Source organism: Streptomyces sp. NPDC042102, assembly GCF_055582305.1.
Map to the genome: position 1 here is coordinate 899,316 of NZ_JBVJDL010000002.1, position 15,391 is coordinate 914,706.

Genomic DNA, 15,391 nt, shown 5'->3' on the forward strand with positions numbered 1-15,391 from the left:
GCCAGGAAGTCTTGGGGGACGTCTGGCACCGCAGGCCGGGGCACGTGCCCGAGGGAAGCTTTGAGCGGCCTTCCCGATCCGTACGGGTCCCGGCAGACACCGACGCCCTGGTCCGGGTCCCGTGGGGGGAATCCGTTCCGGGGAAAGGAAAGCGCCCCGTCCGTCGACCCGTGGGGGGATCGACGGCGGGGCGCTTTTCGCTGGTCTCAGCCGCTCAGCGGGGCTCGACCGGGACGGATCAGCGGGCCTCTACGGGCACGAAGTCGCGCAGGACCTCGCCGGTGTAGATCTGGCGCGGACGGCCGATGCGGGAACCCGGCTCCTTGATCATCTCGTGCCACTGGGCGATCCAGCCGGGAAGGCGGCCGAGCGCGAAGAGCACGGTGAACATCTCGGTGGGGAAGCCCATGGCCCGGTAGATCAGGCCGGTGTAGAAGTCCACGTTCGGGTAGAGGTTGCGCTCGACGAAGTAGTCGTCGGCCAGCGCGTGCTCCTCCAGCTTGAGCGCGATGTCCAGCAGCTCGTCGCTCTTGCCGAGCTGCGAGAGGACGTCGTGCGCCGCAGCCTTGATGATCTTCGCCCGGGGGTCGAAGCTCTTGTAGACGCGGTGCCCGAAGCCCATCAGGCGGACGCCGTCCTCCTTGTTCTTCACCTTGCGGATGAAGGAGTCGACGTCGCCGCCGGTGGCCTGGATGCCCTCGAGCATCTCCAGCACCGACTGGTTGGCGCCACCGTGCAGCGGGCCCCACAGGGCGCTGATGCCGGCGGAGATCGAGGCGAACATGTTCGCCTGCGAGGAGCCCACCAGACGGACGGTGGAGGTCGAGCAGTTCTGCTCGTGGTCCGCGTGCAGGATCAGCAGCTTGTCGAGCGCGGAGGCGACCACCGGGTCGAGCTCGTACTCCTGGGCCGGCACGGAGAAGGTCATGCGCAGGAAGTTCTCGACGTAGCCGAGGTCGTTGCGCGGGTAGACCACCGGGTGGCCGACCGACTTCTTGTACGCGTACGCGGCGATCGTCGGGAGCTTGGCCAGCAGCCGGATCGTCGAGAGGTGGCGCTGCTTCTCGTCGAACGGGTTGTGGCTGTCCTGGTAGAACGTCGACAGCGCGCTGACCACGGAGGACAGCATCGCCATCGGGTGCGCGTCGCGCGGGAAGCCGTCGTAGAAGCGCTTGACGTCCTCGTGCAGCAGCGTGTGCTGGGTGATCTCGTTGCGGAACGACGCGAGCTGGTCGACGGTCGGCAGCTCCCCGTTGATCAGCAGGTACGCGACCTCGATGAAGGTCGAGCGCTCCGCCAGCTGCTCGATCGGGTAGCCGCGGTAGCGCAGGATGCCCTGCTCACCGTCGAGGTAGGTAATTGCGGACTTGTAGGCCGCGGTGTTCCCGTAGCCGCTGTCCAGGGTGACCAGACCGGTCTGGGCCCGCAGCTTCGCGATGTCGAAGCCCTTGTCGCCTACGGTGCTGTCGACCACCGGGTAGGTGTATTCACCGTCCGCGTACCGGAGTACTACAGAGTTGTCGCTCACGTCATCCCTCACCGACGTAGTGCCTCTTCTTCGAGGTGCCCTGACTGCCTCTACCTTCCCCCATTTGGCGCAGGAGAGTGCACTCGGGGTCGGCCTTTGGTGCTACTGACGGCACTGAGTGCCGCCAACCTGCTCATCCTGCCCCCTCCGCACCGGTGCAGGAACCCAAAATGATCGATCATCTAGGTGATGTTTCCCACCGGTATACGGCCGGAAAGCCTGGACGCGACCGCCGTGTACCTCCTGCCTGCGGAAACGGTACGCACCGCCTGGCCGAGCGCCTTGCGGGACCCGACCAGCACGACCAGTTTCTTCGCCCTGGTCACGGCGGTGTAGAGCAGATTCCGCTGGAGCATCATCCAAGCCCCGGTGGTGACCGGGATCACTACCGCCGGGTATTCACTCCCCTGGGAACGGTGGATGGTGACGGCGTACGCGTGCGCCAGCTCGTCGAGCTCCGCGAAGTCGTAGCCGATCTCCTCGTCCTCCTCCGTGCGCACCGTCAGGCGCTGTTCGACCAGGTCGAGACCGGTGACCACGCCCACGGTGCCGTTGAAGACGCCGTTGGCGCCCTTGTCGTAGTTGTTGCGGATCTGGGTGACCTTGTCCCCCACCCGGAAGACCCGGCCGCCGAACCGCTTCTCGGGCAGGTCCGGCCGGGCCGGGGTGATGGCCTGCTGGAGCAGCCCGTTGAGGTTTCCGGCGCCGGCCGGGCCGCGGTGCATGGGGGCGAGCACCTGGACGTCCCGGCGCGGGTCGAGGCCGAATCTGGCCGGAATGCGCTGGGCGGCGACGTCCACGGCGAGCCGGCCGGCCGCCTCGGTGTCCTCCTCGGGGAAGAGGAAGAAGTCCGGCAGGCCGTCCGTGATCGGCGGCACCCCGGTGTTGATCCGGTGGGCGTTGGTGACCACGCCGGACTGCTGCGCCTGCCGGAAGATCCGGGTGAGCCGGACGGCGGGCACCGGCCCGCCCTCGGCCAGCAGGTCCCGCAGCACCTCCCCGGCACCGACCGACGGCAGCTGGTCCACGTCCCCGACCAGCAGCAGGTGGGCGCCCGGTGCCACCGCCTTGACCAGCTTGTTCGCCAGCAGCAGGTCGAGCATCGAGGCCTCGTCGACGACCACCAGATCGGCCTGGAGCGGCCGGTCGCGGTCGTACGCCGCGTCCCCGCCCGGCTTGAGCTCCAGCAGCCGGTGCACGGTGGACGCCTCGGCACCCGTCAGCTCCGCGAGCCGCTTGGCGGCCCGGCCGGTGGGCGCGGCGAGCACCACCTTGGCCTTCTTGGCCCGCGCGAGTTCCACGATGGAGCGCACCGTGAAGGACTTGCCGCAGCCCGGACCGCCGGTCAGGACCGCCACCTTGCGGGTCAGCGCCAGGCGTACCGCGTCCCGCTGCTCGCGGGCGAGGTCGGCCCCGGTCCGGCCGGCCAGCCAGGTCAGCGCCTTGTCCCAGTCCACGTCCTGGAAGGACGGCAGCCGGTCCTCCTCGGCGTGCAGCAGCCGCCGCAGCTGTCCCGTCAGGGACAACTCGGCCCGGTGGAAGGGCACCAGGTAGACGGCCGTGACCGGATCACCGCCGTCCGGGTCGGGCACCTGCTCGCGCACGACCCCCTCCGGGTCGGCGGCGAGCTCCGCCAGGCACTCGATGACCAGGCCCGTGTCCACCTGGAGCAGCTTGACCCCGTCGGCGATGAGCCGCTCCTCGGGCAGGAAGCAGTGCCCCTGGTCGGTGGACTGCGACAGCGCGTACTGCAGCCCCGCCTTGACCCGTTCGGGGCTGTCGTGCGGGATGCCGACGGCCTGGGCGATCCGGTCGGCGGTCAGGAAGCCGATGCCCCACACGTCGGCGGCGAGCCGGTAGGGCTGGTTCCTGACCACCGAGATGGAGGCGTCGGCGTACTTCTTGTAGATGCGCACGGCGATGGAGGTGGAGACGCCGACGCCCTGGAGGAAGACCATGACCTCCTTGATGGCCTTCTGCTCCTCCCAGGCGGCCCCGATCAGCTTGGTGCGCTTGGGCCCCAGACCCGGCACCTCGATCAGCCTCTCGGGCTCGCTCTCGATGACATCGAGGGTGTCGGTGCCGAAGTGCTCCACGATGCGGTCGGCGATCCGCGGGCCGATGCCCTTGATCAGTCCCGAGCCGAGGTAGCGGCGGATGCCCTGGATGGTGGCCGGCAGCACCGTCGTGTAGTTCTCGACCGTGAACTGGCGGCCGTACTGCGGGTGGGAGCCCCAGCGGCCCTGCATCCGCAGCGACTCGCCGGGCTGCGCGCCCAGCAGGGAGCCGACGACCGTCAGGAGGTCGCCGGCGCCGCGGCCGGTGTCGACCCGCGCGACGGTGTAGCCGCTCTCCTCATTGGCGTAGGTGATCCGCTCCAGGACCCCTTCGACCACCGCAAGACTGACTGTGCCTTCCAAGGACATGCCCCGACGTTACCGCCGCGCTCCGACAGCCGGGTCGGCCCTGTGGACAACCCGCGGAACGGGCACGGGAGCACGATGAAGGGGGCCCGGCCTCGCGGCCGGACCCCCTCACGGTTACCCCTCCCTCGTCGGACTTCCCGATCCCCCCAGATCCCCTCCCGGAAGTACCGACGCCACATACGACCCGCGGCCCCCGCGGACGGTTGCACGCCGGAGCCGGACTTTATCTTTCTGTTACCAAAGCGGAGTCCGAGGTGCCGACACACCCCCCGGGCCTTAGCGTTTCGGGCATGAGCGAAACCTCCTTCCAGGACGACGTGGTGGGCGAACTCGACGACGAAAGGCTGGTCGAGATCGCCTCGCTGCTCGGCACCGACGAAGCCGGTGCCCGCGAGACCGTCGCCACCACCGTCGACGCCATGACCGTCGACCTCCAGCAGAAGGCCGGCGCCGACGACGCCGACGGCGAGGCGGTCCGCCAGGCCCTCTCGGCGGCGGCCGAGCCGCCCCCGCAGGGCATCGCCACGCTCGGCGGCGGGCTGCTGGGCGGCGGGCTGCTCGCCGGGGTGCTCGCCAAGGTGAGCAAGCCCGTGGCCACGGCCGTCGCGAAGAAGACCGGCATCCCAGCGCCCACCGTCTCCCGCGTGATCGAGATGGTGATCCCGGTGGTGCTGGCCGTCTTCGCCAGGCGCGCGGCCGCCCGGAAGACGGGCGCCGCCCCGGGCGCCGCCGCCCCAGGGGCCCAGGGCGGCCAGGGCGGTCTGGGCGACCTGCTGGGCGACGTCCTCGGCGGCGCCAGGAAGTAGCCCCCGGGAAGGCAACCCCCCACCCACGGCGGGAAGTCGGCGGTACGGGTGCCCGGTCCGCCCGCGGTCCGCCTACACTGCGGCCATGGCGGGCCTGGAGAACGTACGACTGCGCGATCCCGAGCCGGGCGACCTGGGCTGGATCGTCCAGCGCCACGGCGCCCTGTACGCCGCCGAGTACGGCTGGAACACCGACTTCGAGGGCCTGGTGGCCCGGCTCGTAGCCGACTTCGCACAGGACCACGACCCGTACCTGGAACGCGTGTGGATCGCCGAGCTCGACGGCCGGCCGGTCGGCTCGGTGATGTGCGTGCGCGAGGAGGGCGCGCCGGGCACCGCCCGGCTGCGGCTGCTGCTGGTCGAGCCGGAGGTCCGGGGCCTGGGCGTCGGCGCCCTCCTGGTGGACACGGTGGTGGAGTTCGCCCGCTCCGTCGGCTACCGCGAACTGGTGCTGTGGACCAACGACGTACTGGAGTCCGCCCGCGCGGTCTACCAGCGGGCCGGGTTCATCCTGGTCGCCGAGCGGCCGCACCGCTCGTTCGGAGCGAGCCTGACCGGGCAGGACTGGCGGCTCCCGCTCCAGGAGGACTCACCACGCTGACCGGGCGGCCCCCGTCGGACGTACGGGCGCCGCGCGCCGGCGCCAGCGAGGTCACCGCGACCCCGCCGACCAGCAGCACGGCCGCCGCCCAGCGCAGCCCGGAAATCTGCTCCCCCAGCAGCAGCGCCGCCGAGGACATCCCGAAGACCGGCACCAGCAGGCTGAACGGCGCCACCGAGGACGCCGGGTAACGGCGCAGCAGATAGCCCCAGGCCGCGAAGCCGAACACGGTGGAGACCCAGGCGACGTAGCCGATGACGGCCGCCCCCGACCAGTCCAGGGCGCGCAGCGCGGCCAGGTCCCGCTCGGGACCCTCGAGCACCAGCGAGAGCAGCAGCAGCGGCACCACCGGCACCGTGCACACCCACACCATGAAGTTGAGCGCGTCGGGCGGGGCGGCCTTGCGGGTCAGCACGTTGGACACGCCCCAGCAGGCGGCGGCCGCGACCACCAGGGCGAAGCCGAGCACCGGCCCGGACGCGCCGCCGTCCACGGCGGCCACCGCGATCCCGGCGAGCGCCAGCGCCATGCCCGCCAGCCGGACCGGACCGGGGCGCTCGCGCAGCACCCACGCCGCGAACAGGGCCGTGAAGACGGCCTGGACCTGGAGCACCAGCGAGGACAGTCCGGCCGGCATCCCGGCGGCCATACCGGTGAACAGCAGTCCGAACTTGGCGACCCCGAGGGCGAGCCCCACCCCGATGATCCACTTCCAGGCCGCCCTGGGCCGTCCGACGAAGAACACCGCGGGCAGGGCCGCGACCAGGAAGCGCAGGGCGGACAGCAGCAGCGGCGGGAAGTGGTCGAGCCCGATCTCGATGACGACGAAGTTGACTCCCCAGACGGCGGCGACGAGAACGGCGAGTGCGGTGTGTGCGGGACGCATGCTCCGAGCATCGGCCCCGCCGACCATGTAGCACCAGCGCGGATCTCTTCCGTGTTGGATGAAGCAGTGCTTACGATTGGGCCATGCTCGACCTGTCCCGGCTGCGCGCCCTGCACGCCGTCGCCGTCCACGGTTCGGTCGCGGGCGCGGCGGCCGCCCTCGGCTACACCCCCTCGGCCGTCTCCCAGCAGATCGCCAAGCTGGAACGCGAGACCCGCACCACGTTGCTGGAGCGGCGCGGGCGCGGGGTCCAGCTCACCGAGGAGGCCCGCCACCTCGCCTCGACCGCCCAAGAGTTGCTGGCGATCGTGGAGCGGGCCGAGACCACCCTGGAGGAGCGGCGCGGGCGGCCGAGCGGGCTGCTGACGGTGGCCGCGTTCGCCTCCGCCGCCCGCGGACTGCTGCCCGGCGTCCTGGCGGAGCTGGCCCGCGAGCACCCCGCGCTGGACGTCCGGCTGACCGAGGTGGACCCGCACCTGTCGGTGGACCTCGTGGCCAAGGGCGTCACCGACCTCGCCGTCGCCCACGACTGGGACATCGCCCCGCTGCCGGCCCCCGAGGGCATCGAGCAGGCGGTCATCGGCGACGACCTGTGCGACCTCCTGGTGCCGGCCGGGCACCCCTTCACCGCCCGGCCGGTCGTCCACCGCGCCGACCTGGGCGGGCAGCGCTGGGTGTGCCAGCCGCCCGGGCGGGTCTGCCACGACTGGCTGATGCGCACCCTGCGCGCCGCCGGCCTCGAACCCGACATCGCGCACGTCGCCGAGGAGAACCACACGATCGTCGCCCTGGTCGCGGCCGGGCTCGGAGTGGCGGTCGTACCGCGGCTGGGCACCGGCGCGCTGCCGTCGGGGGTGGCCGCCGTCCGCCTCGAACCGGCGCCCGTACGCCGCCTGTACGCCCTGTGGCGCACCGGCGCCGCCCGCCGGCCGGCGATCACCGAGGCAGTCCGTATCCTCCGGGCGCACTGGCCCCAGCCTCGTACGGGGGACCCGGCGAGTGTCCCCGGAGCCGCGGCGGACGGCGCGCAGTAGCGTGCCCGGATGCCGACTCCCGCATCCCGCCGCACCCTGCTGACCGCGGCCGCCGTGGCCGCCGTATCGGCCGTCGGCGCCTCCGCCGCGGCCCTGCGGCACCATGTGCACGGCTCCGCGCACCCCCCGGACGCCCGGTCCCGCACCCGGGAGCTGGTGGCCCGGATGAGCCTGGAGGAGAAGGTCGGGCAGCTCTTCGTCAGCCGGGTGTACGGGCATTCGGCGACCGCTCCGGACCCGGCCGACGCGCAGACGAACCTGACCCACTTCGGGGTCCGCACGGCCGCCGAGCTCATCGGCCGCTACCACCTCGGCGGGATCATCTACTTCGCCTGGGCCCACAACACCCGCTCCCCCCTCCAGATCGCCGAGCTGTCCAACGGGCTCCAGCGGGCGGCCGCGAGCGCCGGCGCAGGAATCCCGCTGCTGCTCTCCACCGACCAGGAGCACGGGATCATCGCCCGGATCGGCAAGCCGGCCACCCTGTTCCCCGGCGCGATGGCGCTGGGCGCGCAGGCCCGCGGCGCCGGGTCCACGGCCGCCGCCGGCCGGGCCGCGCGGATCGCGGGCGCGGAGCTGGCGGCCATGGGCATCCGGCAGGACTACGCGCCGGTCGCCGACGTGAACGTGAACCCGGCGAACCCGGTGATCGGCGTCCGGTCCTTCGGCTCCGACCCGCGGGCCGTCGCCGCGCTGGTGGCGGCCCAGGTGGCGGGCTATCAGGGGGCCGGGATCGCCGCCACGGCCAAGCACTTCCCCGGGCACGGGGACACCGAGACCGACAGCCACGTCGGGCTGCCGGTGATGCGGCACAGCCGCGCGCAGTGGGAGGAGCTGGACGAGCCGCCGTTCCGGGCGGCGGTCGAGGCGGGCATCGACGTCGTCATGACCGCGCACATGGTCGTCCCCGCGCTGGATCCGTCCGGGGACCCCGCCACCCTGTCGCGGCCGATCATCACGGGCGTCCTGCGCGAACGGCTCGGCTTCCGCGGGGTGGTGGTCACCGACGCGCTCGACATGGCCGGCGTACGCCAGAAGTACGGGGACGACCGGGTGCCGGTGCTGGCCCTGCTGGCCGGCTGCGACCAGCTGCTGAACCCGCCGGACCTGCCGCTGGCGTACCGCAGCGTGCTGGCGGCGGTGCGGTCGGGGGAGCTGACGGAGCGGCGGATCGAGGAATCGGTGACGCGGATCCTGCTGCTGAAAGCCCGCCGGGGCCTGTTCGAGGACGCCTCCACCACGGCGGAACGGGTCGCGGCCACCGTCGGGACCCCGGAACACCTGGCCGCCGCCGACGAGATCGCGGCCGGCACCACCACCGTGCTGGCCAACCCGCAGGGGCTGCTGCCACTGGACCCGTCCGGGAGCCCGAAGCTGCTGGTCACCGGCGCCGACCCGGTCTCCCCCAGCGGCACGACGGGGCCGCCGACGGCCGTCCTGGCCCGGGAACTCACGGCACTGGGCTGCGCGGCGACGGCCGTGCCGCCGGGCCGGGCGGTGGCCGCGGCGCCGGACCACGAGGCGGTGCTGGTGTGCACGTACAACGTCCCGGAGGGCGGGAGTCCGCAGCGCACGCTGGTGGCGGACCTGGTCGCGACCGGCGTCCCGGTGGTGGTCGTGGCCGTGCGCAACCCGTACGACCCGGCCCGGCTGCCGGCGTGCGCGGCCGAGGTGGCGACGTACGCCTGGACGGACGTGGAGATGCGGGCGGCGGCCCGGGTCCTGACGGGCACGGTCCGCCCCGCGGGCCGCCTCCCCGTCCCGGTCCCGGGCCGCTACCCGCTGGACCACGGCCTGGACTACTAGAGCGGCCCCCGCCATGTTGCAAGGCGGTCCCGCCGGGCCCCCGCCGCCGTTCACGGCGCGGAGGCCCGGGGGGGCAGGAACGCCGGGCCTACGGCCGCAGCTGCCGCTCCTGCCTGAGGTCCTGCTGGTCCAGGACGGCGTCCGGCGCCGCCAGCGGCGCCGCTCCGGCCGGGTCCAGCCTGGCGGCCGCCGGGGCGACCCCCGCCCACTGCTGGATCTTCGCGGTGGCCAGTGCCCTCTCGCCCTCCATCAGCTTGGCGACGTTCGCCCCGTGGTTGGCGCCCGGGGCGGTCATCACGTAGCTGTCGCGGGCGTTGTAGCCGATCCGGAACGGCTCGGCTCCCCACGGGTCGTTCTGCCCGTACACGAACAGCATCCGGTCGGCGTTGTCACGGACCCACCGGTCCACGTCGGCCATGGCCCACGGCTGGAAGGTCATGGGGATGTCGCGGGGCACGAAGTTGCGCGGCGGCTGGTAGCCGTAGCGGCTCAGGTTGCCCAGGTGCGGCTGCTTGATGTCAGGCGCGCCGAGCTGGGTGCCCGCCTGGTAGTAGTACGGCGTGTACGTCGCCAGCCCCTGGTCGGTGTAGGCGGAGAAGCCGGAGATCGCGTCGACCGAGTCCCAGATCTGCTGGTCGGTCGCGGTCGCGGCGACCGGGACCGAAGCGCAGTCGGCGACCAGGCTGTACTGCCAGAAGGCCCACACGTAGTCCAGGACGACCGCCTCGTAGGCCTTGTCCAGGTCGCCGACGGTGGTGAAGGTGTAGCCGTTGTCGGCCGCGTAGGCCGCGTACCTGGCCTCCAGCGGCTCACGGCGCACCAGCGCCTCGCGCTGCACCGCGTTCAGCCTGTCGCGGCACTCCTTGGTGCCGACCTTCTTGAAGAACCGGTCGTACGCCGAGTCCTCGTTGTTGACGACGTCGTTGGGCGCGACGTACGCGACGACCCCGTCCATGTCGTCCGGGTAGAAGCGCTCGTAGTAGGTGGCCGTCATGCCGCCCTTGCTGCCGCCGGTGGCCAGCCAGTTCGCGGGGTAGATCTTCTTCAGGGCGGTGAAGAGGCGGTGCTGGTCGCTGGCGGCCTGCCAGATGTCGAGGTGGGCCCAGTTGGCCGGATCGGGCCGCGAGGGCGTGAAGAACCGGTACTCCAGGGACACCTGGTTGCCGTCGACGATGGTCGTCGGCTCGCTGCGGCGCGGGTTGGTGTTGACGTTGTAGCCGGAGGTGAAGAACACCGTGGGCCGGGACGTGTCCTTGTGCAGCAGGGTGAGCCGCTGCCGGAAGGTGCCCTTCCACGGCTGCCGGTGGTCGACCGGCTGCTCGTAGTTCAGTACGAAGAACCGGTAGCCGGAGTACGGCTTCTCCTCGATCAGGCTCATCCCCGGCACGGCGAGGATCTGGTCCTTGATGTCCGGGCCGGCGGCGGGACCGGCGGCGGTCGCCGCCTGTGCCGACGCACCGGCCGCGCCCATGGTGCCGATGAGCACCACGAGCGCCAGCAGCCATCTGAACGCCTTGCGCATTCACCCTCCCCTGGAGTTCACTGCGGTCGCCGTGAACCTAGCGGTGTGAACACGCTGGTGAACAGAGGAAGTTGGGCCGGAAATCGGCCACGCAACCGGTCAGGGGCGGGCAACCCGTCTGGGGCGGGCTGCGGGGATCAGCACAGGATCCAGCCCGAGGAGACCGGCTCCGCCCCCACGTGCCCGCGCACGAACACGCAGCGGCTGATCGCGTGGACGGTGACGGGGCCCGCGAACCGCCCGACGGGGCGCTGGCGGCCGTCCGCGCGGAATCCGCCCGAGGCCTGGACGGGCACGCCGCCGCGCGGCTGGATGCTCACCCCCAGCTGGCCGCGCGGGACCGGCCGGTGCGCAATCGTTACTGCACAGGCGTGGGTCCGGGTCTTGTACAGCCGCACCTCACCGGCGGAGACGGTCATGGTGTGCACCAGCCGGCCCTCGCAGCCGCGGCGCGCGGCCTGGGCCGACGGTGCCGTCAGCAGGCCCACCAGGGCCAGGGCCAGGCCGGCCGCGCCTACCCCGAGGAACCGGCCCGCCCGGCGGCCCGGCCGTCGACCCGCCCACCGGTCCGCCCGCCGACCCGACCTCCCGCACCTGTGCACCACGACTCCCCCGCTGTCGGTCGTACGAACACCGTCGTACGTACGTCCGTACGACGCGTCAGCCCCCGGGAAGGTTGCGTTCCGCGACGGCCGCCGGCTGCCACCGGCCCCGCCCGGGGTTCCGCCGGGCGGCGGGCCGGGTCAGGCGGCCGCCCGCTCGTCCTCGCCGACGAACGTGCGCCACAGCTCGGCGTAGCGGCCGCCGAGGGCCAGCAGCTCGGCGTGCGTACCGTCCTCGACGACCCGGCCGCGGTCCATGACCACGACCCGGTCGGCGCGGGCGGCGGTGGTCAGCCGGTGGGCGACGACGAGGGTGGTGCGCTTGCCCGCGAGCCGGTCGGTGGCCTGGTTGACCTGGGCCTCGGTGGCCAGGTCCAGGGCGGCGGTGGCCTCGTCGAGCAGCAGCACGTCCGGGTCGACGAGCTCGGCGCGGGCCAGGGCGATCAGCTGGCGCTGGCCGGCCGAGAGGTTGCGGCCGCGCTCGGTGACGGCGTGCAGGTAACCGCCGTCGAGGGTGGCGATCATGTCGTGGGCGCCGACCGCGCGGGCGGCCGCCTCCACCTCCGCGTCGCTCGCGCCGGGGCGCCCGTACGCGATGGCGTCGCGCACCGTCCCCGGGAAGAGGTACGCCTCCTGGGGGACGACGCCCAGCCGGTGGCGGTACCCCGTCAGGTCCAGTTCGCGCAGGTCGGTGCCGTCGGCGGTGACCCGGCCGGCGGTGGGGTCGTAGAACCGGGCGACGAGCTTGACCAGGGTGGACTTGCCCGCTCCGGTCTCGCCGACGAAGGCGACGGTCTGGCCCGCCGGTATCCGCAGGTCGATGCCGGCCAGCGCCTCGCCCTTCTCCCCGCGTTCGGCGGCGGTGCCGTACGCGAAGTGGACGTCCTCGAAGGCGATCTCGCCGCGCAGCGCGCCGGCCTCGCGGGGGCGGGCCGCCGGCGGTGTGCTGGTCGGCTCGCGCAGCAGGTCCTGGATGCGGCCGAGGGAGACGGTGGCCTGCTGGTAGCCGTCGAAGACCTGCGAGAGCTGCTGGACGGGCGCGAAGAACAGGTCGATGTAGAGCAGGTACGCCACCAGCGCGCCGGTGGTCAGCGTGCCCGCCTCGACCCGGCCCGCGCCGACGACGAGCACGGCGGCCGCGGCGAGGGAGGACAGCAGCTGGACGAAGGGGAAGTAGACCGATATCAGCCACTGGCCGCGCACGCGGGCCTCGCGGTACGAGGAGCTGCGCGCGGCGAACCGCTCGGCGCCGGAGCGCTCGCGCCGGAAGGCCTGGACGATGCGCAGGCCCGAGACGGACTCCTGGAGGTCGGCGTTGACCACGCTGACGCGGTCGCGGGCCAGTTCGTACGCGGCGACGGACTTGCGGCGGAACACGATCGTGCCGATGACCAGCACGGGCAGGGTCGCGAAGACGATCAGCGCGAGCTCGACGTCGAGGACGAGGAGCGCGACGAGGATGCCGAAGAAGGTGAAGACGGAGACGACGGCGGTGACCAGACCGGTCTGGAGGAAGGTGGACAGGGAGTCCACGTCCGTGGTCATCCGGGTCATGATCTTGCCGGTCAGTTCGCGCTCGTAGTAGTCGAGTCCGAGCCGCTGGAGCTGGGCGAAGATCTTCACGCGCAGGGCGTAGAGCACGCGCTCGCCGGTGCGGCCGGTCATGCGGGTCTCGGCGAACTGCGCCGCCCACTGGGCGACGACCACGCCCAGGGCCAGGCCGGCCGCGGCCCAGACCGCGGCGAGCAGGCCGCGCTCCACGCCCTGGTCGATGCCGTTGCGGATCAGGATCGGCAGCAGCAGCCCGGCGGCCGCGTCGACCGCGACCAGGCCGAGGCTGATGGCGAGCGGGGCCCAGAAGCCGCGCAGGAGGTGGCGCAGCGTGTAGTTCTTCTCGGCGGCCGCGGCCCGGTCCTCGTCGACATCGGGGGTGTCGGTGGCGGGCGGCAGCGCGGCCACCTGGGCCAGGAGTTCGGGGGTGGCCGGCATGCCGGCGACCGCGCCGGCCATGGAGGGCGGCCCGCCCGCGGGGGCGCCGGTGCCGGCGGCGGGGGCCAGGACCGTGTCCTGTTCCTGGCGCCGCCACAGCTCGGGGGTGACCCCGTCGACGGCCCGGCGCTTGGCGCTGACCGGCTCGGAGTCGATCTCGGCCTCGATCTCCATGTCCCGTTCGAGGTCACGTTCGCGGTCGAGCTCCCGGTCGAGCTCGGCGAGGGCCTCGGCGTCCGCCTCGGGCAGCCGGGGCGAGCCCGCGGCCAGCGCGTCGGGGTCGGTCAGCAGCCGCCGGAAGAGCGCGGAGCCGCGCTCCAGCTCCTCGTACGTACCGACGGCGGCGAGCCGGCCGTGCTCGAGGACGGCGATCCGGTCGGCCAGCGCCAGGGTGGACCGGCGGTGGGCGATCAGCAGGGTGGTCCGCCCGGCCATCACCGACCGCAGGGCCTCGTGGATCTCGTGCTCGACGCGGGCGTCGACGGCGGAGGTGGCGTCGTCGAGGAGCAGCAGCCGGGGGTCGGTGAGGATGGCGCGGGCCAGCGCGATGCGCTGGCGCTGGCCACCGGAGAGGGTGAGGCCGTGCTCGCCGACCTTGGTGTCGTAGCCGGCGGGCAGGGCCTCGATGAAGCCCTCGGCCTGGGCGGCGCGGGCGGCGGCCCGGATCTCCTCCTCGGTCGCGCCGGGGCGGCCGTAGGCGACGTTGGCGCGTATGGAGTCGGAGAAGAGGAACGAATCCTCCGGTACGAGTCCGATGGCCGCGCGCAGCGAGTCGAAGGTCAGCTCGCGCACGTCGTGGCCGCCGACGCGGACGGTGCCGCCGGTGGCGTCGTAGAAGCGGGGCAGGAGGAGGGAGACGGTGGACTTGCCGCTGCCGGAGGCGCCGACGACGGCGACGGTCTCGCCGGGCGCGATGCTCAGGCTGAAGCCGTCGAGGACCGGCCGGGCGGGGTCGTACCCGAAGGAGACGTCGTCGAACTCGACGGTGGCGGGCGCGTCGGCCGGCAGCTCGGTGGCGCCCTCCTCGATCACCGGTTCGGTGTCGATGAGCTCCAGCACGCGCTCCACGCCGGCGCGGGCCTGCTGGCCGACGGTGAGGACCATGGCGAGCATGCGCACCGGGCCGACGAGCTGCGCGAGGTACGTCGAGAAGGCGACGAACGTGCCGAGGGTGACCCGGCCGTTGGTGGCCATCCAGCCGCCGAGGGCGAGCATGGCGACCTGGGCGAGGGCCGGGACGGCCTGGAGGGCGGGGGTGTAGCGGGAGTTCAGCCGGATGGTGCGCATCCGGCCGGCGAAGAGCCGGCGGCCGGTCTCGCGGAGCTTGCCGGTCTCCTGCTCCTCCTGGCCGAAGCCCTTGACCACGCGGACGCCGGTGACGGCGCCGTCGACGACGGTCGCGACGGCGGCGGCCTGCCCTTGCGCGTACCAGGTGGCCGGGAAGAGCTTGATCCGGCTGCGCTGGGCGATGAACCACAGGGCGGGGGCCATGAGGAGGGCGACCAGGGTCAGCAGCGGCGAGAGCCACAGCATGATGCCCAGCGAGATGCCGAAGAGCAGGAAGTTCCCGATGGTCATCGGGAGCATGAAGAGCAGGCCCTGGATGAGCTGGAGGTCGCTGGTGGCGCGGCCGACGACCTGGCCGGTGGACAGCTCGTCCTGGCGGCGGCCGTCGAGGCGGGCGACGGTGTCGTACATCTCGGTGCGCAGGTCGTGCTGCACGTCGAGGGCGAGGCGTCCGCCGTAGTACCGGCGTATGTACGTCAGCACGTACACGGCCGCCGCCGCGCCTATGAGCAGGCCGGCCCAGACCGCCATGCTCTTCGAATGGTCCCCGATGACATCGTCGATGATCACCTTGGTGACCAGCGGCACGAGGGCCATGACGGCCATCCCGCCGAGCGACGACCCGAGCGCGAGCAGCACGTTGGCCTTGTACCGCCAGGCGTACCCCGCGAGCCTCCTGGCCCAGCCCTGTTTCCCGCCCGTCTTCGCCCCAGCCGCAGCCACGTGGGCCTCCCCGTCCGTCTGTGTCGTCCGTGCGTCCTGCCGGAAGCCCCAACGCCCCGACCGGCGGTTTTCATCCCGCTGACACAATCGAACGATTTCCCGTGCCCCCGGGCGAGCGGCGGACGGCCGTATGGGTACGCCACCCCATCACGTCCGAGCACGCGGCCCGGCCCGGGCCGGG

9 protein-coding genes and 1 pseudogene are annotated in these 15,391 nt (G+C 72.7%); 4 read left to right on the plus strand and 6 right to left on the minus strand.

The window, feature by feature from the left end:
• Positions 1-238: 238 nt before the first annotated feature.
• Together ACZ6KO_RS12090 and recD2 are read right to left on the minus strand one after the other, a co-directional pair.
• Positions 239-1,528 carry a citrate synthase gene (locus tag ACZ6KO_RS12090; RefSeq protein ID WP_469303324.1) on the minus strand — a complete coding sequence of 430 codons (1,290 nt, stop codon included), beginning with the start codon at positions 1,526-1,528 and terminating at the stop codon, positions 239-241.
• A gap of 182 nt (positions 1,529-1,710) precedes the next feature.
• The gene (recD2, locus tag ACZ6KO_RS12095) at positions 1,711-3,954 is read right to left on the minus strand and encodes an SF1B family DNA helicase RecD2 (RefSeq protein ID WP_469303326.1); all 2,244 of its coding nucleotides are present in this window, start codon (positions 3,952-3,954) and stop codon (positions 1,711-1,713) included.
• A 290-nt stretch (positions 3,955-4,244) separates the two neighbouring features.
• On the opposite strand from recD2, the gene ACZ6KO_RS12100 reads away from it, so the two are divergent.
• Positions 4,245-4,760, plus strand: a complete 516-nt coding sequence (locus ACZ6KO_RS12100) for a DUF937 domain-containing protein (protein ID WP_469303328.1) — start codon at positions 4,245-4,247, stop codon at positions 4,758-4,760.
• A 97-nt stretch (positions 4,761-4,857) separates the two neighbouring features.
• Positions 4,858-5,361, plus strand: a pseudogene (locus ACZ6KO_RS12105) (GNAT family N-acetyltransferase); the annotation flags it as partial.
• Here the strand turns inward: ACZ6KO_RS12105 and ACZ6KO_RS12110 are convergent.
• Complete coding sequence (locus ACZ6KO_RS12110) at positions 5,267-6,247, minus strand: EamA family transporter (protein ID WP_469303329.1); 981 nt, start codon at positions 6,245-6,247, stop codon at positions 5,267-5,269. The pseudogene ACZ6KO_RS12105 and the gene ACZ6KO_RS12110 sit on opposite strands and share 95 nt — an antisense overlap.
• 83 nt (positions 6,248-6,330) lie before the next feature.
• On the opposite strand from ACZ6KO_RS12110, the gene ACZ6KO_RS12115 reads away from it, so the two are divergent.
• Positions 6,331-7,281, plus strand: coding sequence for a LysR family transcriptional regulator (locus ACZ6KO_RS12115; RefSeq protein WP_469303331.1), 951 nt, complete (start codon positions 6,331-6,333; stop codon positions 7,279-7,281).
• A 9-nt stretch (positions 7,282-7,290) separates the two neighbouring features.
• Positions 7,291-9,087, plus strand: coding sequence for a glycoside hydrolase family 3 protein (locus ACZ6KO_RS12120; RefSeq protein ID WP_469303333.1), 1,797 nt, complete (start codon positions 7,291-7,293; stop codon positions 9,085-9,087).
• Between the two features lie 88 nt (positions 9,088-9,175).
• Here ACZ6KO_RS12120 and ACZ6KO_RS12125 read toward each other — a convergent pair whose 3' ends face one another.
• The 3 genes from ACZ6KO_RS12125 to ACZ6KO_RS12135 form a co-directional block, all read right to left on the minus strand.
• On the minus strand, positions 9,176-10,609 hold the full coding sequence (locus ACZ6KO_RS12125; protein ID WP_469303335.1) for a S28 family serine protease: 1,434 nt from the start codon (positions 10,607-10,609) through the stop codon (positions 9,176-9,178).
• Between the two features lie 137 nt (positions 10,610-10,746).
• Positions 10,747-11,097, minus strand: coding sequence for a hypothetical protein (locus tag ACZ6KO_RS12130; RefSeq protein ID WP_469303338.1), 351 nt, complete (start codon positions 11,095-11,097; stop codon positions 10,747-10,749).
• 255 nt (positions 11,098-11,352) lie between these two features.
• Positions 11,353-15,210, minus strand: a complete 3,858-nt coding sequence (locus ACZ6KO_RS12135; protein WP_469303342.1) for an ABC transporter ATP-binding protein — start codon at positions 15,208-15,210, stop codon at positions 11,353-11,355.
• Positions 15,211-15,391 lie beyond the last annotated feature (181 nt).

Bases quoted from the DNA above. Each gene is read 5' to 3' on its own strand.
- recD2 (WP_469303326.1), bottom strand. From the start codon at position 3,954: ATGTCCTTGGAAGGCACAGTCAGTCTTGCGGTGGTCGAAGGGGTCCTG.
- ACZ6KO_RS12100 (WP_469303328.1), top strand. From the start codon at position 4,245: ATGAGCGAAACCTCCTTCCAGGACGACGTGGTGGGCGAACTCGACGAC.
- ACZ6KO_RS12110 (WP_469303329.1), bottom strand. From the start codon at position 6,247: ATGCGTCCCGCACACACCGCACTCGCCGTTCTCGTCGCCGCCGTCTGG.
- ACZ6KO_RS12115 (WP_469303331.1), top strand. From the start codon at position 6,331: ATGCTCGACCTGTCCCGGCTGCGCGCCCTGCACGCCGTCGCCGTCCAC.
- ACZ6KO_RS12120 (WP_469303333.1), top strand. From the start codon at position 7,291: ATGCCGACTCCCGCATCCCGCCGCACCCTGCTGACCGCGGCCGCCGTG.
- ACZ6KO_RS12125 (WP_469303335.1), bottom strand. From the start codon at position 10,609: ATGCGCAAGGCGTTCAGATGGCTGCTGGCGCTCGTGGTGCTCATCGGC.